Here is a 22,533-nt window from a genome sequence, read left to right on the forward strand (position 1 = left end):
GCTGAGGTCGTCGCGAACGTAGAACCTCTGCACGTTCAGGGTGTGCAGCCCGAGAGCCACGCCGGTAGCGTCTGCCACCGGACCCTCCATCCAGCTTCCCCACCACATGGGTGCGTTGGTCTGAAGCTCGAAGTCGGAGAGTTTGCGCTCCACCAGCGTGTGGGCCTTCTGATATGGGTTGGCGTCCATCAGTACGGCCACGTCGCTGGCTGTGACAGAGACCTGTTTACGCATGGCCAGCCACTGGTCGCTACTGGCCTCGCACACGTAGCGAGCGTTACTTTCGGGCACCTCGGTGCTCTTGAGGTCGATGCTCACGACTCACCTCGGTACCCGGGGATGACGCTGTCAGGGTTCTCGCGCTCCCACACCAAGCGCTGGCGCAGGATCTCGAGCTCGCGCGCCGCCTCCTTGAAATTGTTGCGGTCAAGGATGGCCCATCCGGGCTCACCAAGGGCGGGGCTCTCCGACAGTTCGCGGAGCTCACGGGCTCGCTCGGGGAGCATCGCAGACAGCCTCTCGAGGCAGAGAGGCTCGGGAGGGCTGGCGGCACGGTGGTCAGCCGCATCCGCCCGAGAAGGCTCCACGCCCATCTCCACGAGGCGCCGACGGTGGAGCTCGATGCCATGCGCCACCATCTCGCACGCCTGCTCGATGCTGTCACCCTCGCCAGCGAAGTACACGCCGCGGTCACCGGCCTGGGGGTTGGTCACCACCATCTCCACGTGGTACGCGTCCGGGGACTCCCCGTCGTCCCGCTGGAAGGTGCAGGTCACGTCGTGACCGGAGTTGATCACGCGGGCGTAGTGGCACAGCGCCCGGAGCGTGGGGAAGCGGGGGGCACTCACGATGCCACCCCGCACGGACCCACCTCGTCCGCCGACTCGCTCTCCGACTGCAGCCACGCGAGAGCGTGCTCCCGACACATCATCCCCTCCCCCGTCGTCGCCACGCTGGCGGCGGCGCAGCCATCCACGCAGCACAGCGTGCGCGCGTGCTCGGCATCGAGCAGGCCACGGAGCTCATCGCATGCCGCGGAGACCGCATCCTCGGGGGTGTCGCCGAACCCCAGGATGAATCCTCCGCCGAGGTCCTCGTCGTGCCCTATCCCGCACGAGAAACGCCCGTGCCCGAGCGCTTGCGAGCGCGTACCGACGTTGACGCGTCGCACGGCCGGGTAGATATCCTGCGCTCTCGTGAGCGCACTCTCCAAAAGATGCTGACTGTTCATCACTGGTCTCCTTCCGTGGGCTGTCTAGACCCACTGTCCTCATCACTGACGATATAGTGAGACGTGTAGCCGGGGGGCGCAAGCACTTTCTGGAAATAGTTTCTCGCGCCTCTCTCTTGTCTGCCTACCGAGCGATAATGTACGTTCGTACACTCCACCATGTCAAGCGAAGGGGGGGTGGGGTATGAGACTACGGGATACCATCGAGGCCGCGCGGCGGCAGGGGGCGTGCGCCAGCACGGCTCCGGACTGGCCCACACTGGGACTGGAGAGACTGGACGCGGCACTCGGGCCAATCCCGCCGGGCACCGTCGGGCTGCTGGGCGCCGCCACCGGGTGCGGCAAATCGTCAATCATGTTGTGGGCGGCGTTGAACACGCCGGCAGCGGGAATCATCAGTCTCGAGGATGGCCCGCTGGTGGTCGGCACGCGCGCTCTGTCGCTGGCCAGCGGGGTAGACGCGCGCGAGATGCTCACCGGGCTGAGCGCCGAGGACCAGGAGAAGGTGGACCACGCGGAGCAGCGCATCCGGGACTGCGATTACCCCGTAGTGGAGTTTGCCGTGGGCGCGGACACGCTCGCCGTGGAGCGCGCCGTGGACAAACTGGCCGCCAGCGGCTGCCGCACCATCTGGATCGACTACCTGCAGAAGGTGAGGCCGGGGGCAGACGCACCCGAGGACAGGCGCACCGCGATCAACGTACTCTGGGCCGCGCTGCAGCGAGCGGCCATCCGGCACTCCGTGGTGGTGATCGGGATCAGCCAGCTCGGTCGCAACGCACAGGAAGGTGAGCCCTCGCTGCACAGCTTCAAGGAGAGCGGCGACCTTGAGAACGAGTGCAGGTTTGCGCTGCTCGCGCACCGGTCGGTGGACTCTCCCACCGTGGTGCTGACCGTCGCCAAAGGGCTGTTCGGCGGGGTCGGGGTACAGATGTGTTTCGAGCGGGTCAACGGCGCTCTGAAGCCGGTGTGGTGATGGGGGGCCGAGCGAGTCGCAACAAGGGCGCGACCTTCGAGAGGCAGGTCGCCGAAATTTTTCGGGAGATGTACCCGGAGGCGCGGAGAGGATACCAGCGTCGATCAGGCTCCGATGAGCCAGACGTCGCGGGCACCCCCTGGTGGATAGAATGCAAGGTGGGGAAGGCCACCCCCCAGGTCTACCGGGCGTGGTGGCAGGCCATGGAAGCGACCGATGGGCGCGCGTGCATGGTGGTGAGCAAGCAGGACCGCACCGAGGTGCTCGTCACCCTGCAGCTAGCCGACCTGATGGCTCTACTGCAGCGCGCAGCCGGACACATCGTCACCGAGGAGCACCCGGAGCTCGACGGTCAGTCGTCGGGGTGACGTTCCCCGGGGGCTGGTTTGGCCCCCGGGAGCTTCGCCACCCGACCGGTGTCCCGGTGCTCGAGCACGCTGAGTCGGCCTAGCAGCCCGCGCACCGTGGCGAGCGCTGCATCGTCCCGAGGGGTCGGCGTGAGCCTCGTGATGATCGTCGCGACCGTCAGCGCCGCGGCGACCACTGCCGTCCAGTTCTCGAGTAACCAGTCCATCTCTACCTCCCTGACGAGCGCCAGAAGCGCATGTTGACAGCGGGCGCACCCCCGTTCACCGACTCGACGTGCAGGTATTGGATGGGCGCGAGTGCCGGGGTCAGCGCGTGGTCGTAGAGGTACGACAGGTCGAACCGCACCTGCTCGCCCGGAGGCAGCACTGCGAACTGACCCGACACGGGGGACGGCACGTCTGGGTAGACCTCCGTGTTCACGTTCGCGGGGTAGTCCGCCATGGTCGTGCTGGGATCCCCGCTCAGGAAATACTTCAGCGCCTGGTCCGTGGGGTCTCCCACCGAGGCGTTCTGGATCGTCAGGAAGTTGAGCAATAGCCCGTGAGCACCGCCCGGGGCTGCGCCGCCGATGTTCCCGGGCACGCCGGGAAGCGCGATGACGATAGGGGTGGTCACCGAGTACGCGTAGACCGCGATGGCGGGACGAACCTGTTGTGCCTTATCAACGTTTGCTCCACTCATGCTTGCCCTAGCCTTTCGAGGTCGTTGCGGTGTCCTTGTGCGGTAGAGCCCGTGCTCCCCGGAAGTCTTCGAGCGGCTTGCTGGTACGCCACCGCTTGCGCGTTGCCCTGCGCTTGCATCTGGTGCACCTGCCCCATGGCTGCGGAGTGCTCTGGAGTCTGCGAGTAGTCCTGATTCATCGCCATGATGAAGCTGCTCTCCTCGGTGGGGTCGAGGTTCATGCCGGTGACCTCGCCGAGGATCAACTTCTGCGCGTAGGTGAGGCTCGAGCCCGTCGCGAGAGCTTTCTGCGCGAACGCCAATACGTATTGCGCGAACTGCTCAGGGTACGCCTCGCGCACGGCCTGCACTCCGCTCTGCTTCACCAGTCCCGTGGCCACGTACTCGCAGATGACGTTGGGGTCGTCGAGCGCTTCGAGCGTGTAGAACCACTCCTTGATCTCAGCCCTCGCCGGGGGGAGAGACTGGCCCGTCAGAGGGTCGGCGGGGGTGCTGGGCATGTGCTGCACCGCGTAGGCCAGCGCCCGGGCGACAGTGTCGCCATACGCCCCCGCGAAAGCCCCCGAGGGGTCCGCGTCGTAGAGTGACTGGGTGGCCGAGGAAAGCCCCGTAAGCATCGCCTGAGGACTGCCCGAAAGCTGGTCGAGGTCGTCGCTCAGTTGCGTGTACCGCTCCTCGAGGGTGGGCTCTCCGGGGCCCCAGTCGTCTGACAGACGAAGCTCGGAGCTCGGAGAGCGCAGCAGCCCCAGAATCCAGCGGTCCACGCCCACGGTGCGCCGGTAGTCCACGCTCGCCACCGTCTCCCCCGCGGCGAGGGTCTCCTCGGCGAAGGTCACCGCCTTGAAAGTGCGCGTGCGTTCCCGGGCGATGGACTGGGCGGTCTGCTCCCGCACCGCCTGGCCAGCCATCCGCGTGCTGCCCCCGCCCACGGCATCGAGCACCGCTTGCTTGCCCACCGTGCTGATGAGCTTGAGCGGGGCGCTGCCCATGAGCAGGGACGCCTGCCACGGCAGCGCCATGCGCGCCGCGAGACCGGGGACGCCCAGCAGCGCCTCGCCCACCGCGCGCTGCCACGACTGGCTGCGGGAGCTCCCGGGCACCTTGTAGCTCAACTGGTTCACCGCCTCGAGCACCTCCAGTTGCTGCACCCGCTTGCTGATGCCTGCGACAGCCTTCTTGTTCAGCGCCAGAAGCTCGTCCGCCTTCGGACCTCCCCCGCGCACCGCGAGCAGGTCCGCGCTGCTCTCGATCATCTTGCCCACCCACTGCATCAGCGCTTGGCTGTTCGGAGTGAAGTTATTCTGGCCACCTCCGAACAGTCCCTGCTGCACCGCAGCCTTGACCGATTCCGGGTTCTTGTAGGTCTTCGCTGTGAGCCCCTTGAGAGCCTCCGGGGCCGCGTCCGTCAGGTTCGCTAGCTGAGAGTATGCCTCCCGGGTCTTCGCCGCCTGCACCTGGAACTGCTCGCCCCACGCCGAGGTGCTATCCACGAGTTGGTTGAAGTGCTTGAGCGCCACGTTGCGCCCCGTGGACGCCACCGCGCGCCCGCCCCCGGCGGGCAGCTTCATGGCCTCGAAGACCGTCTTGCCGGTCTCGTTGACCGCCGCGAAGGCGTTGCCCGCATTGCCGCTCTCGAAGCCGAGCGCCATCTCGCGACCGAGCTTGCCCATCCAGCCCTGCCCCTCGACCTCGTGGGGGAACTTCATCGCTCCTCCCGCGAACACGCCGCTCGTCTCAAACGCGTCAGCGATGATTTGGGTGTCCGGCGGACGCTCCCCCGCCGAAGCGATCTTCACCCACTCGCTCTTCGGCCCCGCTGGACGAAAGCGCCAGCCGTCCTTCTTCGAGAACGTGATCGATATCTTCGTCGCGTCGCCCGCGTCGTCGATCATGTTCGCCGCGAGCTTTTTGCCGCGCGCCGTGAGACTGACCAGCTTGCGGGGAGGCATCGCCCCGCGGACGAACACGCCGCCCTCGCCCGAAGCCTGCACGGCGGCGCGCTCGGCTACCAACTTCTGTAGCTTGCCCACGTCCACCACGGTATTGCCCGTCCCCTTCCCTCGGACCATCACGTCGCGGATGTCCCCGAACCACTTCTTCATTTGATCCAGCGCCCACGTGCCGCCGCCCTCGCCGCCAGCGTTGTACGCTCTGGCGAGGTCGTCGGCGATGCCCTCCATGCTCTGCAGCAGTACCGCCTGTGCTTGCGGTTGGTTGCCCTGGATCAAATCGTGGAGGCGCGTGCCTGCGGTAGCAGCTAGCTCGGCTACCCCCGCTGGCTCGGTGTGGTCTCCGAGCTTTCCGAACCGGGCAATCTGCTGCGCCTCGAGCAGCGGCATGAAGACCTCGTCGGTGAGCGACTGCACCAGCGCCTGCGGGTCTTGGTCCATTCCCGTGCGCCCACTGAGCATGGCGCGCAGGAGCTTGCGCGATTGGATGGCTTCGTCGGGCGTGCCGCCCACGATCATGCGGTTGAGGTAGTTCTGAACTTGCGCCACATCTCCCGTCGCTGCCGCCGCGAGCAGCTCGTTGCGCACCGCTTGCTGCTCGGCAGGAGTCTCCGGGAGCACCGCCGCGCGCTGCTGCGCTGCGTTCATCTCGGGTCGCCCACGAGTGCGCCCGAGCAACCTCGCGCCCCCTCGGTACACGCCACCCGCGGCCTGAATGCCAGCGGTGAGCGCGAGCGGAGCCACCACCCCGAGCCCCCCATGCACCGCCAGGTTCTGCCCGAACTCCTCGAAGCTCGGGTCCTCGGACTCCATCGTGGCCATGAGAGCGCTGAACGGGGCTGTCGTCACCCCTTCGAGAACCTGATAGCCCGTGCCGCGCCCCGCCGTCAGGGCCCCGGCCCCGCGCATTCCCAGACCGCCGCCGCCGAGCGACACCGCCTTGCCCAAGGTGGTGGACGAGACGGTGTTGAGCATCGCACGTCCCCGGGCAGCGAGACCCGCCTTCCCTGCTACCTCCGCAGCCTTCACCGCCCCGGTAACGGCGCTGCTCCCGCCCCATGTGAGCAGCATCGGCAGAAGGAAGCCCACCGTGTTGCCGAACGCGTTGCTGCCGGGGTTCTCCTCCATCCACTGGCGGAACCGCGCCTGCTTCTCTTCGCTGTACAGCCCCTTGTGCAGGCCCAAGGTGAGCCCGCTGAGCGCAGCCTCGCCCATGCCCTCGAACGTGCCCCATCCGTGCCGCCGGGTCAGATCTGCGTAGCTTCGCTCCTGGTCCGCGGACAGGGCGTCGTACAGAGCCCGGGTGTCTGCGTCGCCGTCCGCAGGCCGCAACGTGCCGTTGGCGATGCCGTCGCGCAACACCGTGTCGGCGACCTCGATGGCCTCTTCCTGCTTGGTCTCCGGGTTCAGCCAGAGGGCCCGTCGCGTGGTTTGGGGCGAGGCGGGCACCAGCGCATCGGGCTTGCTCTGCGGAGGAGTCGCCGTGCTGACTACGCTTACTCTGTTCTGGAGCCGCGCGTAGGCTTCCTTGGCTTCGCGAAGATCCTCTTCGTCGCTCATCTGCTCACCCTCGCGGAGCGCTGCTTGGCCTCCAGAAGTTCATTGAGCCCAATCCCTTGCTGGCCACCCTGCTGCAGCGCCTTGATCGCGCCGTCGTAAATCATCGCCGCGTTCGCCCCGGTCGTTCCGTAGTGGTTCACTAGCTTCTCGGTGCTGTTGCGCAGGAACTGACTGAACGCCTTCGCGGCCGCCGCAGGCCCCTGGGCTCCTTCTCGCCTCCACGCCTGGATGAGATTCCATATCTTGGGCGCCTCTCCGCTCGTTCCCTTGCGCAGCAACTCCATCTCCGCGCGCTGCGGCGCCATGAATCCCACGAAGTGAGAGAGGGGGCCAATGTTAATGTCGCTGGTCGCAGGGGTGACCGAGAACTCGTCGCCGTCCTGTCGGAGGCCGAGCGCGTTTCCCGCTGCGCTGTTGTTGTTTACGACCCAGCGCCCGCCTTCCTTCAGCACAGGGGCTTCGCCCACGGTGTTGAAGCCGCCGCGGGCGCGCGCCGCTTCCCAGGCGCGGTAGAGTTCTGCCCCAGAGACGCCCGTCAGTCCTCCGTCAGCGGCCTCTTCGATCGCGCCGTCATCACGGATGTCGAACACTTCGCCGTACAGGGACATGGCGCCTGCGTACATCTTGAGCCCCTCCACCTCCGACAGGCGCTTACGCGTTGCCGCTCGCTCCTTCTTGCTGCCGATGAGGCGGATCTTCTGTCCCTTCTTGAGGGGGTTGTCCACGGTGGCGTCGCCCACGAGACCCTCGGAACCGCCTACGAAGGGCTTGCCGCTGGACTTGTCGTCGCGGAAGAAGTTGCTCGCTAGCGCGACCGGCACGTTGTACTTGACCTTCACGGGGGCGGCGCCGGGCACGTCTTTCCAGCCCCTATCGGTGTACTGCTGGGGCGTGACGTTGACGGTGAGCGGGCGGGTTCCCAGACGCATCTTCATTCCATCGACCCCGCCCCCCGCGAGGGACTCCTCGATATCCCGGACCTGACCGCTCATCTGCTTGCCCGTGAAGTGCTGGAAGTTCTGCGGTCGAAGCCGGTAGGCGACGCCTACGTCTTGCAACCTCACGGAGTTCCCTACCCGCCGCTGCGCCTCGCCCCTTCTGTCGATGACGCGCCCACTCCCCATCTGCGCCACCGCCTGGCTGGCGTTCATTACGCGATCGTCCTTCAGAGGTGCCGACTCGTTGACCGCGCCGCCGAACCACGCCAGAGCGTAGCCGGCATTTTGCACCGCGCTTTGTGCCTGATCGGGGGACACGTCCCTACTCAGAGCCTTCTTGACGGGACCAATCCACGCCCCTGCGGGAAGCGTCGCCTCGACCGCGGCGCGCACCTGCTCCCGGCGGTCGCCCCCTGCCTTCAGGTCGGCGACCAAGCCGCTTCTTGCGGACCCGGCGGCGCCTATCTTGGACGCGAGCTTTTGGCTTCCTTCCCCAAACCCCTCGGACACGAAGGTGCTCAAATCATCCCGCACCTTGTCGTCCCCGGCGTGGTAGCGCTGGGTCCACTCGGCCTCCCCTGCGGCCTCTGCGCGAGCAGCTTCCGTCGCCCCCGCTTGCGACGCCAGCACCTCAGCTTGCTCGGCCTGCCCTTTGAGGGCGGCGGTCTCTTCCGCGATCTGCTCTATCCGAGACTGGGCTTCAGCGTAGCGCTCCATCTCCGGGCCGGCAGCCGCCGACGCCTGCGCGCTCACCTCGGCGATGCGCCCCTCTAGACGCGCAGCCTCACTCTCCAGCCGGGCTCTCTCTGCGGGGTTGCGCACCACTCCCGGGCGGTCGGCTTCGGTCTTTGGGTAGCCCGAGGGATTGGTCTCCCGCAGCCTCGGGTCAAGCCTCTTGCGGATAACCAAAAGACGGCGCTCCAGATCCCGCACGCTGGCCTCGCCTCCGGGCTGACCGATTGACTCGAGCTCGCTTTCAAGCGCAGACCTTTCTGCAGCCAACGCCGCGATCGCCTCGCGCGCCTGCGTGGCCCGCCGTGACAGCGCGCCAGAGGACTCCTCCGCCAATGGGGGCGCCCCTTCTACGGCTGCGCGCTCCTGCACTTCCTCTTCGCCGCCGGGAAGAGCTTCCTCGGTGACCTCTTCCGTCGCCACCACCTGCTCGGGCGGGGCAGCCAACGTGTCGGTTGCGCCGCGCTGAGTGGGACGCGTTGGCCGCACGCGCTGCCTCTCTACCGCGACGGCGCGGTCGAGCTTCCCGCCTTCCGCGACGAGGGCGGCCTCACCAGCCTTGCCCGCGGCCTCCTCGGCCTGCGCTTCCTCGGTCAGGCGACCGGCCTGCTGGCGGTAGAACTCCGCCCCGTCGATACCGAACTGCGCAAGCAGCCGCAGGTCCGCACCGCCGCTAGCGTTCACGAGCTTCTGCTGTAGCTCCGCGGGGAGCAGGCTGATCAGCGCTTCCCCTGCGCCCGCCGCTGCGCGCTTCGACGTGCGCGTGAAGGTCATCTCCGCTGCCTTCACCAGATCGGCGTTGGCCTGCTGGATCAGCTTCTCCTGCGCGATCGCGGCCTGCGCACGCGCCTGCGCCGGGAGGAACTGGTTGCCCGCCGCCGCGAGACGCGCCGCCGCTGCCTCGCGCAGCACCGCGCTCTGAGCGGTGCGAGCCGCGATGGCGTCCCCGTAGCTCGCGCGCATCTGCGAGTACAGAGTCTGGTTCGCCTGAAGCTCCGTCTTCATGGCGTCGTACTGAATCTCCTGCGCCGCCAGATCCTGCTTGATCGCAGTGTTGATGATCTCCAGAGCCGTGTTGGGTCCGCCGCTTCGCTCGCTCTGGAACGCTCCCGCGGCCAGACTCATGGCTGCGCCCCACATCGCCGCACCGCTGCTGTCCTGAAAGACGCGCCCCGGGCGAGGACGAAAGCTGCCCACCTCGCGGCCAAGCTGCTGGATGTTGTGCGCGTTCTCAAGGGAGGACTGCAGCGCCTCGTTCTCTAGCTGCTGCAAGCCAGCAGCGAACTCGTCTAGCTGCCCCGCGTTCTGAATGTTCTGGTCGGCCTTGGCTTTCTTGATCTTGGCGTCGATCTCAGCCTTCGCCACCGCCGCCGCCGCTTCGCGGAACTTGCTCGCGTAGCCCTGCGTGTGCGCCCACTCGGCGCCCACCTTCTTCTCGACCTTCAGCGTGTCGCCGCGGTCCAGCGTGGCACCGCCTGTCGGGCGCTGCCTCGCCGCTCCCTCCTCCACGGGCGGGGCCTGCGGAGCCACCGGGGGCGCCGGGGGAGACCCCTCACCGGCCACTTGCCGCAATACGATGTCAGGTCGAAAGAACATGCCTTATCGCCTTCTCTGTCCCGGGGCCAGTCCGACTTGGTTGAGGTTCGATGCTTCCAAGTCCGTTAGCCGCTTGTTGGTGTTCGCGGTCTCTTCCGCTGCACCCTGCGTGGCGAGCAGCGCTCCCACGTCTCCCGCCGTGCGGGTGAGCCCACCGAAGAGCGTGTTCCATCTCTGCTTGCGTAGCTGGGCAAGCTGCGCCTCGGACTCCCTACGCTCCCGTGCCGAGGCGATAGCCGCCTGACCGTACACATCCGAGAGCGTTCTCGAGCCAGCCATCTGCGCGTTGCGCAGCGCAAGGGCAGGCGATATGTCACGCCTGCCCAAGCTCGTGGCCATGATGTTTCGCTGCGCTTGAGACCCCGCCAGCGCACCCTCCCGCCGCGCGACGGTGTCACCCGCTGCGCTCGCTGCGAGTTGGTCTTCGAGCGCTGCGGTGGTGCGGAAGTCAGCAATCGTGTTGCCGATGGCGGACGCGATGCCTGCACCCCCGATAAGAGCGCCCCCCAGGGACATGGCGCTCATGCCGCCGCCCTCGGGCTGGGCAGGCGCTGCGCCGGGCACAGGAGCCCCGCCGGGTGCCGGGAGAACCGACGTCCCGGCACCCGATTCGGTGGGTCTACGGAGCATCTCGGGAACGCCCTCCTCCCCCACCGCCGTCTTCGGGGAAGAGCCTGCTGCGCCGCGGAGATCCCCTGCGAGCCCTGGGATCTCCGTAAGGTCGGTCGTCTCCATGCCGGTGCCAGTGAACGCCGACGGCCCCGAGGGGAGCCACCACGTGGAGGACGTGGCGTCACCGATCAGGTCGGGGGCTGCCGCTAAAGCGTCGAGGTCTAGCTCTTCGCCTTCGAGCGAAGCAATCAAGGCGTCGGCTTCGGCCTCTTCGCCGGACCTCCGTCGAGCGAGTTCCGGCGTGGGCTGCCACTCGGCTCCTTGTCCCGGTGGGCGATAGCCGCCAGCGGCGTAAGCGGCGTTCTCTTTGCGTCGGAAGGCCCTTGCTTTGGGACCGTCCATTGTATCCGCCGCGGCCCCCCCGTACCTCACCGTCGGCCCCATGCCCGCGTTCTCTGTGAGGTAGGACTCCTCCAGATCGAGCGACAGACCCGTGTCCTCTAGCCGGCGGTTCTTCGGGACGAGGTTGCCGTAAAACTGGTTCCCCCAGCTAGTCTCGCCCGCTCGGCTTGGCGCGGGCGCAGGCGCGGTAGTCTCCACTACGCCCGCCTCTTCAAGCACGCCGAGGCCGGGGACGTCTGCGTATCCCTTCTCGATGAGAAAAGAGGTAGCGCCGTCCACCCCTTGCTCTGCCATCAAGGTGCGGCCTTCCTCCGTCGCAGAGAACTTGACCGCGTTGCTGAGGTAGCTGAGTGCAGCCCGGTCGAGGTCCTTGTCGCTTCGCGAGATCCCCTCCAATCCCCCCGCCGCGCTCTTCTGCTCAAGGCGCTGCCGTATCATGCCGTAGGTATCCGTCAGCCAGGAGCGGATATCAAAGCGCTCGCCGCGAGCATTGGCTTGCTGGGTGCCGAAGGCGATGGTCTCCTTCAGGGCCTCCGCCCCTGCGCCATCACCCCGTACGATGAAGTTTACGATCTCGCCAATCTCAGCCATCAGCTATTTCCTCCCTGGAGGGCGCCCAGAACGGTGCCCACGGCCCCCAAGCCGACGATGCCGGGCACGCCCAGAGGGGCTCCCATGGCGGCAAACTTGGCGCCCTGACTGAGGGCCCCGATACCGGCGCCCTCCCAGTTGAACTCGTCGTCCTCTTCCTCGAGAGTGGGAGCCGTCGCGCGCATAGGGGCGCGGCGCTGCACTGCTTGAGGCGCAGCACCACCCCCGCCCCCACCCATCGGCGCTGCCGCCGCGATGAGCTTGCCGAAGTCGATCGGCGCTGCGCCCGCGCTCGCCATCCCCGCCGCGATCTGATTGCCCGGAGCCGTCCGCGCTGCCTGCATCGCTGCCACCATCTGAAGCTCGTTGTCGCTGCTTACCAGCCTCATGTGGACCTCGCCGTGACTGCCACCTTGTCGAGCCCTGCCTTCACGCCCGCCAGCACCGTGCACATGTCCAGCCGCCACCCCGTGCAGACCGACGCAGGGACTCCCACGGGAACGTATTCGGAGAAACGAAAGCTGATCGCCTCGCTCTTCTGCCTCCGAGGCCTGAAGCGAACCTTGAACTGGCCGCTTCCCACCGCGTCGAACGTGTACGTCTCGGACGCAGTGTCGATGTAGTCGTAGTATATCTCCACGCGAAGCCCGCTGAAACTGGCGGCATCCCGGATGCCCGTAAGCTGCACCTCCCACGTGCGCCCGTAGCCTTGGATCTTGCCCATCGCAAGCCAGCCCACGCGCAGCGACATGAGCGCCTCCCCTGTGCTCGCAGAGCGCTCCCGTACCGCGTAGGTGCGCGGAGGGTCGCTCGTGAGCAGGGCGACGTTGGCCCCTTGCTCGGTGGCCGAGATCACTTGCGCTCCCGTGTAGCTGCTCCACTGGTTGCGCAGGTAATTGTACGTCCAGCACTGCTCCCCGAATGGACCGGGGGTGTCGATGAAGAAGCTCACCTCGCTGCGGTAGGCGTCTACGGCGGTCGCCGTCACCAGAATCTCGCGCTCGGTGGTTAGCTCATAGGGGAGCCCCACGAACTGCATGGATAGCTGCCTATCGACGAGATGGACGCCCCGCTCCCCGCGGAACATCACCCCGAACGTGCCCTCCGCCACGCTGCGCCAGTCGCGACAGCCAACGTCGCGCGAAAGCAGCGCAGGCTCCGCGAATCCGGCGCCCTGCCCGGTGTCCGACGGGCCGTCCCCGTAGGTGTAGTAGCTGGTGTTAGCGCTGAACAACAGCAGCCGCCCGTCAGGGAGCGCCCCCAGCGCGGTCAACTCCTCCGCCGAGTCGTTCACCCGAAAGCTCAGGTTGCGGTTCCACTCAGGCGCGTACCCCTCGCGCACCTGCTTGGTGTAGAAGACCTGTCTGGGGTCGGTGCTGTCGATGCCGAACAGGCGCCCCCCCGTCGCAGTCAGGGCGCGAAGGGGCGGAGGCGCGTCCGCCGCTAGCTCGCCAGCCTCAGTGTACAGCGACGCCCCGTCGCCGAGCACCACGGGTAAAGCGTCGTCGGTGGGCAGCAGGCCAGAGGTGTTGAAGCCCCCGAGCCTCCACACCCCGGCGTTGCCCCCGGTCCAATCGACGACAAGGGGAAGCGGGAACACGGCCGAGCGGGCTGGCTCCCCCTCCTCCCCGCAAGCGTAGAGCTCGAGCTCGGAGCGCACGTCGGACGGCACTCCCGCGAGTTGCCACGTAACGGGAGACGCCACGCAGGCGACCGACCGGATTACAGCATTCTGGGGAAAGCCCGGACCAAAGGCAGCCGCTGGCCTGTAGAGGATCTGACCGAACCACGGGAAGGGGGCCGCGGGGGGAGGAAGCCACGGAAGAGACCGGTGCTCCAAGTCGTCGGAGTCCACGATAGACAGGGTAGTGCGCAGGCGCGCAACGCCCACGTAAATGGGACCCGTGTCGGGGCCGGTAGGTGGCCAGTCGTTGCCCTCAGACACCACGTCCTGCACCGCCTGTGGGCGCACGGTGCCCGAAACAATGGGAACCCCCCCGGAGGTGGACGTCGTGGTGGTGCCCGGGACGGTGTTGTAGATGCCGGGGAACCCATAGGTGATGATAGGACACTGCAGCGGGTTTCCCGCCGCCAGAGGCTGCGAACGGCCCATGATCACGGGCTGAGGCCCCGCGAGACACGCGGACGGCCCCGAAGGACGGGCGTCCAGCGAGGTGCCGGGGCGAAACTCGAAGACCTTGGGGCGCGCGCCCGCCAACTCTCCCGTAGTTTCCTGGGAAGCCCGGGGCGGAGTGAAGCCGCTGACGGGGGCCGAGGGCGCAGAGACCGGCGCCCTGGCCGCGGTCCATTGGAGAGAGCCAAGAACTATCCCGAACGAGGAGCGCACAGCACTCGGGCGCGGGCCGGTCCCCACGTCGTTCTGCAGGCCGGTGTGGGCCTCGGCGTCGGGGACAGAGCCAACCACGGGTAGGACGGACCGCGTGATGGCCCGCACCGGGTACAGCGTCCCCTCGTTGGGGAGCGCCATGCATATGGACAGGGCTTGGTTGCGCGCGGCTAGGTTCGCGGGCGCCACCGCGGGCAGCGGGGTGTGCCGGTCATACTCGGGAACCACAGTGCGCGTACACCAGCACACCGTCGGCTGCACCCAGTCCTCACGCGCTCCCACCGCCTGCCCAGTCGCTTCCTCAAACGTGAAGGCGCCTGTGCGGGCGAGCGTGTTGGTCAGGATGTTGGCCGGACTGGGCGTGGAGAGCATCGCAGTGTGGCCCACCGCTTCGTCGTGGATGCCGCCCCCCGCCACCGCGGCCCCTTGCAAGACGCCCTGCGAGCCAGCAACGGCAGACGGGACCCCCGCGAGGGCGTCGATGTCCACCAGCACGTGCTCCACATACGCGCACCCGTACAGCCCGTTAGCCCATGAAGGGTAGTCGTAGGGCTCGTCGAAGTCCTCCGACCCGAGAGGAGCGCCAGCCATCTGGCTGGCCAATGGGTCGGGCGGACCAATGAAGTTGCTTTCCTCCCCCGCCCATATGGGCGTCTGCTGGAACGCCTGCGTGTTGATGCCGATCCACGCCTGCTCGGAACCGGCGTCGTAACTGCAGAACGATTGCGGGCGTACCTGCGCAGGAGGAAGGTACGCGGCGAAGGGCAGCGGGAAAGGAACCGTCGGTCCCGTGGAGATGACTTGGCCTACCGGCTCGATCACGTTGCTGACGACGATCGGGGCGCCCCCGAGCAAGGGCACCGTCCAGCAGTCTCCCGAGGAGAAAACCGCGGTAATAGCGGGTCCCAGAAGATACAACCCGCACGGCGCCTCCTGGTCGGCCTGGTAAACCGTCCCCGGGGGCAAGAGGCCCAACAGCGCCAGAGCGCCTACGTCGTAGCGCAGGATGTCCACGTCGGTGGGCTGCGCACCCGGGTACAGCAGGCCGTTGACCGACCCGTGGACGAGCAGATAAACGTAAAGGCCTCGCGCTTGCACGTCCACCACGTAGCCCGAAACAGAGGGTGCCGGGGTGGAAAGCAGCACCACGCCGTCCGCGTCCAGCACGAAAAGGCGATATTGAGCTCCGCCACCCACCACGATGACGAAGCGAGCATCGCCGACCGGGGGAGAGACTGCGCGTGCCCAGACGGCCCCCTGAACCGACGTCGCGCCTGCGGTGGGCAGCCGGCGCTCCGAGGAGAGAGGGCGCCGCTCGGAACCCGTGAATACGCGATACGCGCAGCGGTCGTCCGTTGAGGGGTCGTCGGCATACCACGCGCACAGCAGCCGTTCCTCCCCGTTTGTGGCCGCCTCGGGAGGGGATATCGCGACGTCGGGCGAGAGGTTAAGCTCTCCCCCGTCGGTCGGGTAGAATGCCCCGACCTCCCCCGCGATGGTTCCCGGCGGGAACTTCTGCTCCCACTGCGCACCGCTCCACCCGTGCGCCTCCCGATCGCCCACCACGAGGGGAGCCTCGTCCGTCGTGCTCACCACAAAGGGCTTCCCCGGAGGTGCGCTGACGGCGACGTCGTCGTCCTTCTTCTCGTAAGCGCCACCCGTCACGGAGTGGCAATTGAGCGCCTCCAAGATGCGAGGGGGCTGCACGATCTCCGGGACGTTACCCTCATCCACTGCGCCCCCGAGGGGGATCTCTATGGGGTACTTGGATAAGGGCATCAGTACACCCAGAACTCCGCGTCCACGGAGCCCGTCCCACCGGGAGCTCCCCACTGGACGCATATGTATTTGCTCTTGTCGTACCGCTCGGCGCTGGGGCAGAAGAAGCTCACGCCCTGGTTCTTCATGGCCACGTTCCAGCCCCGATAGGCTCGCCCCAGCTTGTGCGCTATGAGCGTGGGCTTGCCCTCTGCCACCGGCTGACGGCTCGTCTGGTTGCCGTTGCTCGCTTGCGGAGCGCCGTTGCGAGAGGCTGGCCCGAGCGCGCTGCGCTCGAGCGCATCGAGGCCGTCCTGCGTCGAGTTCTGCGTGCGGTCTGGTGCGCCTCCCTGAAGCCGGTTGTACCGCGCCATCAGTACATCCCTCCCGGGTACCAGTTGTTCCAGTACCAAGGATAGGTGTTCACCTGAATGCCAGCGTAGCTCGTGTCCTGCACCGTCTCGGGGAACTGGGCGTCACGCGTCGGAGCCTGCGCGAGGATGCGCTGGGTGATGTTCTGCTTCTGAACGAGCAGAAGCTGCGTCTCGCTCTCCTCTTTGTCGCGAATACGCATCGCCACATCGACGGTGAGGTATTCATCCCAATGCGCGAAGCCGGGGACGTACTGGTTCTCCGGGGTGACCTGCGAGTCGTCGGACGTAGTCGCGAACTTAGGCGGCAGCGGGATGTACCAGACCGTAATGAGGCTGCGCCCCTCGTTGGGTAGCGTTGGCGGGAAAGGCGTCAGGTAAAGCGTCTGCGGGGACCAGAGAGAGATGCGGAGCTGCTCAAGCAGGAAGGTCGCCGAGGCGATCCCCGGAGCGTTGGGCGTCTCCGCCAACTCTCCCGGCGCAAGCGCGGGGAGATCGGTCACGGGGCGGTCATACAGCTTCGCCATGCGACCGGCGAGCCTGTACTGCATCGTCAGGCCCTTCTGCCAGGTGCCGTTGAACGGCGCCATGTTGTCCCGCTTGTTGAAGTTGTACGGCGTCAACTTCCACGGGATGTTGTCTTGACCGACGTTCGCGTCCACCCCGAGTATCTTGTAGAAGTCGGGCGGCAGCACCGCGTAAGTTCCGTCGCCTACTTCGTAGTCGGGGTCCCCAGCGATGACGTTGGGCACCTTGCCGTCGCGACACATGTAGCCGTCCCGGAACCACGAGCCGTCGTTGATGGAAAGGAGCCGGGTCCACGGGGGCAACTCGTAGATGTTGCAGCTACGCATGAAGTACTCCTGCGCAGCGGAGCCAACAATCAGGTCGTACAACTCACCGAGCGATTCGTTGCAGTACGAGGTGAGCTCCTCGTCTGTCACGAACTGGGTATCCACCATGTCCGCGCGCTGGCGGATACGGGTGATCAACTCGGCGAGTGAGACCTGATTGAACATCGATCAGTAGTCCTCGTTGCCGTGACGACCGCCGCGCTTGCCAGCGGCGCCCGCGCTCTCACGGATGCGAGAGCCGAGGCTCTGGTGGTGGGTGTCGTACAGGTGATGCGGGTGCGCGTGGCTTCGCTTCACCATGTGGCCCCGACGTGCTGCCCGCTCCTCGCGACGGGGCGGGTCCTTCTTGTCGTTGTCCTTTTCCCGGTGCCACTTGTCGATGAGTCCGCGCTCTGCCATCCCGACAGCCTCGCCGCGACGGCCCTTGTGTGCCTTCCAGCGCGCCTTCATGCCGCGCTTCATGTCGCTCTTCGCGGCACCAACCGCCATCGCCCTGCGGCCCTTGGAACCAACCTTCATCGCTTCCCCCTCAGTGATGGATACTTCTTGTAGACTGCTCTCCTAATCCCGGCGGGATTGGGTGCGTTGTGCGCCAGCTTCAGCGCTGACTTGGCTCGAGAGAGCGTGTTGATGGGGTAGCTCCCCTTGGGCGCTCCGCCTGCAGTGCCAGCGAAAGACTTCTTGGCGACCGTCTTGTACTCGCCCACGTTGCTACCACCGGGCTTCTTGCGAGCACGACGCACCTTCGCCGCGCTCTCCTTCATGCCCTTGCCGATTGTGACCTTCTTCTTTCGCGTAGCCATCAGCGGTACCTCTTGTTGAGCGGTGCGCGCACCACTGGGGAGCCCAAGTGGGTACGCTTCGTGCGCGGGAGCGGGCTGCTGCTCGCCTCCTTGAGCAACGCAGACAGCCACTTCCTCGTGGCCCTCTTCGCTGCCACCGTCTTCGCTGCGCCCCTCTTCGCTGCGTCCGTCTTCTTCTTGGCGGGTTTCTTTCGTGCTCCAGCCATCAGGGCCTCCTACGGGGTCGCTTGGGTCGCTTGGGTCGCTTGCGTTCGGGAAGAGAGTCACGCATCCACTCTGGCGTCTCTTTGCTCCAGAGCCGCGCCATGCCGGGGTGGTTCGCGTACATCCACCGGCGCTGCGCTTTGGAGACAAAAGGCATCAGGGCACCCTCGGCGGAGGCATAGGGGGGGGAACCGGAAGTGTCGGCGCCAGAGCCCCGTAGGCGTACTGCATCTCGCCCGTCTGATCGACGATCACCTCGATGCACAACGCGGAGTCGGTATCCAGGTCCGCCACCACATCGGCAGGGGCGCCGTTCACCTTCCAGACCTGAACCGCCAACGCGCTGCCCACGGGCAGGATGGTGTCGTCCACCACGCACTGCGCCTGCAGGTCGTCGTCGGCACCGTGAAGGATGCGAGCGCAGCAATAGCGGATCTCCGTCGGCCCCGCGACGTCCAGAAGCACCGTGTACTCACCCACGGCTGTGCGCGTGAACTTCATCGCGCCCAAGGTGGTGTACTGCGCGGGATCTGCCTCCTCACCCGGATCTCCGCGGTACGTGACGCGCGCCACTGTGCGGACCATGCCGCGCCCGTAGCCCCATACCGTCTGTGATTCCTGCTGGATCATGGCCTGCCTCTGTAGTCGGTGGGAATGGCGGTGTTGCGCAGCCAGAGAGTCAGCAAAGCGCTGTCCCCGACGTTCAGGTTCTGATTGCCGCCTCCGCCCCAGTTTCGGCGGTGCAAGGTCATCGTGCGCGTGTCGTTGGCCCACTCGCATGCGATGAAGCCCCGGAAGTCAGCATCGTCGGCGTCCTGATAGTCCAGATCGTAACCCTCGAGCACCACCTCCCCCGGCGCGTCGATCTGCACCGACCACTCCTCGGGCAGCCCGGCGTTCGCCTGAATGACGGCCACGGTGCACGGGGGCGCTGTCACCAGCATCTCTCCCGCCTCTTGCACCGAGAAGCGGACTTTCCACTCGATGCGGTTGCCCCCGAGAGCCTGAATGGTGGTCTTCCCTTTGTATAGCGGCATCAGAGTACCTCCACTCGCTGCGTAACAGGGTCCGACTGCGACTGGTAGACGTGCACCGTGAAGTACACCTTCTGACCCGGATCGAGTTGGATGGTGCTAGCGCCCGGCCCGCCTTGGTTTCGAAGCTCGATGTAGAAGGTGCGGTCGGCGTCGTTGTAGTCCCACTTCGCCCACTGCACCTGCGTGGTCGAGACGTCCGCGAGGGCGGGAGAGAAGGCCATGCAGATCCCAGCGATCTTCAGGTCGCCTGTGCCCGGAAGGGTCAGCCGATAGACCACGTTCGTCGCCGGGTCGGTGGTCTCCTCGATGGCGCACGTGCGCGGCGTGACACGCATGCCGTCTGCGGCGCCCGTAGCCTCGGGATTGCGGTCGAAGAAACCCGAGAGGATCACATCCCCGGGACCCATCTGCGTGTAAAAGTCGCGCGTTCTATTGATTGCCATCAGGTGCTCCGGGGACGTCGCGCTTTGACGACCGTGTCTTCAACGTACAGTTCCACCACTTCCCCCGTCTGTGTGTCACGCAAGCGCAGCGCCTCGGGGAAAGCCACGCGGCGCGGCGACGCGTTCAGCCTTTTTAGCGCGGTGGCGCGGTCTGCGTACAAGTCGCTCATTGTGCCCTCCGTTTGGAACTCATGGTGCGGGGGCGGTGCCCAACTGGCTCCACCCATCGTAAAGGTCATAGGCGGGGTCGTCGGTGCCATCCACTGCGCTGCTGTTCTTCTGCACCACCTGCACGTTGATGGCCCCGGGGCTCGCGGAGATCACGTCGGAGGTCTCGGATACGGGAGAAAGCCCGAGACGCGGTATACCCGAGACTCGGCACACCAGCGGCGCGACGTTGACGAGGTTCCATACCCGCACAACCGGGGCGAACGAAACGCGCGCCGTGCCCACGGAAGCAGCAGTAACCTCTCCGGTCGCCAACACGTTGGAGATAGTCAGAGCGTAGCCCGTCACCAGCACGTCGATGCCCGCGCGCGGGGTAGCGGCGGTTGCCGCAAGATTATCGTCGGGGTAATCGGGGTCGGGCATCAGCGCCGGATAGCGGTCAGCGATGGGGAGGAAGGTTTGCTCCCCGTCGGGCAGCACCAGCCCCGGGTAACTGTACGGGGCCTGCATTCCACGCGTGTCATCGTAAGCACCCGCGGAACCGGCGACGTCGGCGTTCGCGGGCTGCGGGACGGCGGCGACGGCGCCCTGCTGAAGACCGTCGTAGATGTCCGGAATCGAATCGGCGGCCATCCCGGGGACTGACTCCGTCAGGGCGTCCGGAGCGATGGAGCAGCCCACCCAGAGCGTGCGTGCGAGCGCCCTGCGCACCGATGCCGCCTGGTCGCTTGCCCACTTGTGCGGGCGAACGAAAGCGAAAGGCAAGCCCGCGTAGCCCATGTCCAAAACCTGGTCCGGAATGCTCCAGTCGAGAGCCACCTCGTACCACATGTCGCTCTGCGCACTGAAGGTGGGATCGTCACTCTCCACGCGGAACACGGCCTGAGCAGAGGAGTCACCGAGCTTGGCGTCGTCTACGATGCCGAACGGGCGCTTGATATTGCCCTCGGACTCCGGGAGCAACGGCGCCGCGACAGGCGCGATGCTCGGGTCTCCCGGAGGCGGGTCCGGAACGAAGGGCGCGATGGCGTCGCGGTAGGGCAACCGCTTCGTTCCGCTGCCCGTGGCGTAAACCCCAAAACTCGTGGCGTTCAGAGGCTGGTGGTCCGGCACGTATCGGATTCTTCGGGTGTACACGCCGGGAGAATCCTCGGTCGTGGTGTCGCTTACGTCGGGAAACCCCGCCAGCGCCGCGTCGAACTCGGGCTCCGTGGGCTGGTTGACCGCGGGCGGAGGACACGTGGCCTCCTCCAAAGCCGCCAGCGGACCTCCGGGATGAGACAGCGAAAACGCAGCGATGCAACGTCCTGCCCCGTATGCGTGCGGGAAGTTCTTTGTACTGGCATTCGCCATCTGATCCTCTGAAGAGAAGGTAGGCAGGGGCCTGTTTTGACCCCCTGCCTATTACTCAGGTTGCTAGTGCGATGGTTGCGTTCCAACCAGGCGCCGTACAGCCCATTTGTGCATAATATCCAGCCCTTACCTCAACTGCGTCTGCGTCATTTTCCCGCAGGAATCGCAGCCCATCAGTCATCAGGATCTTGGGAGCCATACCGAGAGAGTACATCTTCCAGGTGTCCATCTGGAGCATGTACGCGCGTCCGCTCGGGCAGTTCGGGTCGGCAACAACCATGGCGCTTCCGCTCGGAAGGTGGATACGCACGGCCTCGAAGAAGACGTCCGCCACGTCGCTCGAACGCATGAGGTCGTAGACCACCTTGCTGCCGAGGGACTTGATGAGCTCCGAGTACGAGAGCGGGTTCATAAAGATGACGTCTGGACGACCACCCTCACGGAAGAGCAGCGCGCCAGCGCCGATCATGGCCTCCTCGATCGTCTCGGCGGTACCGTCATATCGGATGCCCCCCAAACGCGTGGGATCAGAGGACCGATTCACCCCGAAGAAGAGGTCTGTCGGCCCGGGAGCCACCGGAGGAAGCCAGCCCGCAAGGCCGGTGATCTTCAGCTTCTCCGTCGGCGTACCCGGCTGATCGCCATCTTGGAAGATGAAATCGTTTACGAGCAAACCGATGCTGGCCGAGTCGTCCACCGTGATGGTTCCCAGATCCCGATTCACCGCGATCACGTCCAGCGGGCCACCCAGAGTGGTCGTACCGATGACCGTCTGGAACTGCAGCTTCATCTGCACCTCGAACCGAACGATATCCGTCGGGTTCGCGAGCGTGATGATGGTGGTCGCAGGGACGGTGGCGTCGATGGCGCCGATGGTGCCGCGAGAGCCGGTGCCGTCGGAGTAGAGACCGCCAGCGAGGTCTTGGGTCAGAGCACGAAGGATGCCGTCGATCTCAGAGGCGGCAGCCTGCATGAACGCGTTCGCGTTCCCAACAGAGGCTTCGAGCACCTCGTTCTGGATCGCAGCCAAACCGTAGTTCCTGATGCGCTTCAGTTCGAAGTCCTTGTACACGCCCGGCGTCTTGTCTGCCTGCGCGCGCTGGAAGTCGGCTGAGCGGCCCTGCGGTACGCCGACCTGCAAGGGCAACGGAAGCATCTTGCCGCCGAACGCTTCCATCTTCGGGATGGCAGCGAGCCACGGGTTGTTGCGGTACACGAGATTCTTGACCCTGAGGTCGGTGTAGTGAACTTTGAGCGCCGCCTCAAAGCTATTGAGATTCAATGCAGTCATGGGTTACTTGCTCCACTCGATGAGTTTGGCGGCTTCCTGAAGAGACAGGTCTCGATCCATCGAAGGACTGAGGGTCGCTGGTCTCGATGCGTTGCCGCTGGTTTGCTGGTTGGATAGTGTCGGCGGTCCCGGGTTCGGAGTCGTCGGTGCGGGGGTTGCCTGCTGGAACTTCCCGCGTGTCTTCTCGTTGTCCAAGGCCTTCGTCACCAGCTTCTCCAGATACGCCTCAACCTCACTGGCGGCGTCCTTCTCACTCATCAACTGGCC

The 22,533-nt window shown here is 66.2% G+C and carries 22 protein-coding genes; 2 read left to right on the top strand and 20 right to left on the bottom strand.

Features of this window, described 5'->3' with window-relative positions:
• The 3 genes from GY812_14225 to GY812_14235 form a co-directional block, all read right to left on the bottom strand.
• A partial coding sequence (locus tag GY812_14225) for a hypothetical protein (GenBank protein ID MCP4436640.1) occupies positions 1–318 on the bottom strand: 318 nt, incomplete at its 3' end.
• Positions 315–848, bottom strand: a complete 534-nt coding sequence (locus GY812_14230) for a hypothetical protein (protein ID MCP4436641.1) — start codon at positions 846–848, stop codon at positions 315–317. The genes GY812_14225 and GY812_14230, both read right to left, overlap by 4 nt.
• Positions 845–1,171: a hypothetical protein gene (locus tag GY812_14235; protein ID MCP4436642.1), complete on the bottom strand. Its 327-nt coding sequence runs from the start codon at positions 1,169–1,171 to the stop codon at positions 845–847. Before GY812_14235 ends, GY812_14230 begins: the two co-directional genes overlap by 4 nt.
• A gap of 244 nt (positions 1,172–1,415) precedes the next feature.
• On the opposite strand from GY812_14235, the gene GY812_14240 reads away from it, so the two are divergent.
• Positions 1,416–2,207, top strand: a complete 792-nt coding sequence (locus tag GY812_14240) for a hypothetical protein (GenBank protein MCP4436643.1) — start codon at positions 1,416–1,418, stop codon at positions 2,205–2,207.
• Between the two features lie 158 nt (positions 2,208–2,365).
• Entirely contained in the window at positions 2,366–2,575 is a 210-nt protein-coding gene (locus GY812_14245; GenBank protein MCP4436644.1) for a hypothetical protein, read from the top strand.
• Here the strand turns inward: GY812_14245 and GY812_14250 are convergent.
• From GY812_14250 to GY812_14330, 17 genes are all read right to left on the bottom strand, one after another.
• Complete coding sequence (locus GY812_14250; GenBank protein ID MCP4436645.1) at positions 2,560–2,781, bottom strand: hypothetical protein; 222 nt, start codon at positions 2,779–2,781, stop codon at positions 2,560–2,562. The genes GY812_14245 and GY812_14250 overlap by 16 nt on opposite strands.
• A 2-nt stretch (positions 2,782–2,783) precedes the next feature.
• The gene (locus GY812_14255) at positions 2,784–3,257 is read right to left on the bottom strand and encodes a hypothetical protein (GenBank protein MCP4436646.1); all 474 of its coding nucleotides are present in this window, start codon (positions 3,255–3,257) and stop codon (positions 2,784–2,786) included.
• Complete coding sequence (locus GY812_14260; GenBank protein ID MCP4436647.1) at positions 3,254–6,766, bottom strand: hypothetical protein; 3,513 nt, start codon at positions 6,764–6,766, stop codon at positions 3,254–3,256. The genes GY812_14255 and GY812_14260 overlap by 4 nt, the downstream gene beginning before the upstream one ends.
• Entirely contained in the window at positions 6,763–9,945 is a 3,183-nt protein-coding gene (locus GY812_14265; GenBank protein MCP4436648.1) for a hypothetical protein, read from the bottom strand. Before GY812_14265 ends, GY812_14260 begins: the two co-directional genes overlap by 4 nt.
• 90 nt (positions 9,946–10,035) lie before the next feature.
• Positions 10,036–11,637, bottom strand: a complete 1,602-nt coding sequence (locus tag GY812_14270; protein ID MCP4436649.1) for a hypothetical protein — start codon at positions 11,635–11,637, stop codon at positions 10,036–10,038.
• On the bottom strand, positions 11,637–12,026 hold the full coding sequence (locus tag GY812_14275) for a hypothetical protein (GenBank protein MCP4436650.1): 390 nt from the start codon (positions 12,024–12,026) through the stop codon (positions 11,637–11,639). Before GY812_14275 ends, GY812_14270 begins: the two co-directional genes overlap by 1 nt.
• Entirely contained in the window at positions 12,023–15,763 is a 3,741-nt protein-coding gene (locus GY812_14280) for a hypothetical protein (GenBank protein MCP4436651.1), read from the bottom strand. Before GY812_14280 ends, GY812_14275 begins: the two co-directional genes overlap by 4 nt.
• Complete coding sequence (locus GY812_14285) at positions 15,763–16,116, bottom strand: hypothetical protein (GenBank protein ID MCP4436652.1); 354 nt, start codon at positions 16,114–16,116, stop codon at positions 15,763–15,765. The genes GY812_14280 and GY812_14285 overlap by 1 nt, the downstream gene beginning before the upstream one ends.
• Complete coding sequence (locus GY812_14290; protein ID MCP4436653.1) at positions 16,116–17,132, bottom strand: hypothetical protein; 1,017 nt, start codon at positions 17,130–17,132, stop codon at positions 16,116–16,118. Before GY812_14290 ends, GY812_14285 begins: the two co-directional genes overlap by 1 nt.
• A gap of 3 nt (positions 17,133–17,135) precedes the next feature.
• On the bottom strand, positions 17,136–17,486 hold the full coding sequence (locus tag GY812_14295) for a hypothetical protein (protein MCP4436654.1): 351 nt from the start codon (positions 17,484–17,486) through the stop codon (positions 17,136–17,138).
• Positions 17,483–17,770: a hypothetical protein gene (locus GY812_14300; GenBank protein MCP4436655.1), complete on the bottom strand. Its 288-nt coding sequence runs from the start codon at positions 17,768–17,770 to the stop codon at positions 17,483–17,485. The genes GY812_14295 and GY812_14300 overlap by 4 nt, the downstream gene beginning before the upstream one ends.
• Entirely contained in the window at positions 17,770–17,976 is a 207-nt protein-coding gene (locus GY812_14305; GenBank protein MCP4436656.1) for a hypothetical protein, read from the bottom strand. The genes GY812_14300 and GY812_14305 overlap by 1 nt, the downstream gene beginning before the upstream one ends.
• Positions 17,977–18,130: 154 nt before the next feature.
• Positions 18,131–18,604, bottom strand: coding sequence for a hypothetical protein (locus GY812_14310; GenBank protein MCP4436657.1), 474 nt, complete (start codon positions 18,602–18,604; stop codon positions 18,131–18,133).
• Complete coding sequence (locus GY812_14315; GenBank protein ID MCP4436658.1) at positions 18,601–19,011, bottom strand: hypothetical protein; 411 nt, start codon at positions 19,009–19,011, stop codon at positions 18,601–18,603. The genes GY812_14310 and GY812_14315 overlap by 4 nt, the downstream gene beginning before the upstream one ends.
• Positions 19,011–19,454: a hypothetical protein gene (locus GY812_14320; protein ID MCP4436659.1), complete on the bottom strand. Its 444-nt coding sequence runs from the start codon at positions 19,452–19,454 to the stop codon at positions 19,011–19,013. Before GY812_14320 ends, GY812_14315 begins: the two co-directional genes overlap by 1 nt.
• A gap of 189 nt (positions 19,455–19,643) precedes the next feature.
• Positions 19,644–20,735, bottom strand: coding sequence for a hypothetical protein (locus GY812_14325; protein MCP4436660.1), 1,092 nt, complete (start codon positions 20,733–20,735; stop codon positions 19,644–19,646).
• Positions 20,736–21,030: 295 nt separating this feature from the next.
• Positions 21,031–22,266 (bottom strand): phage major capsid protein, encoded by a 1,236-nt coding sequence (locus tag GY812_14330; protein MCP4436661.1) that lies wholly within the window; start codon positions 22,264–22,266, stop codon positions 21,031–21,033.
• Positions 22,267–22,533 lie beyond the last annotated feature (267 nt).

This window comes from Actinomycetes bacterium, assembly GCA_024222295.1.
In the GTDB taxonomy this organism is placed as follows: Bacteria; Actinomycetota; Acidimicrobiia; order Acidimicrobiales; family Microtrichaceae; genus JAAEPF01.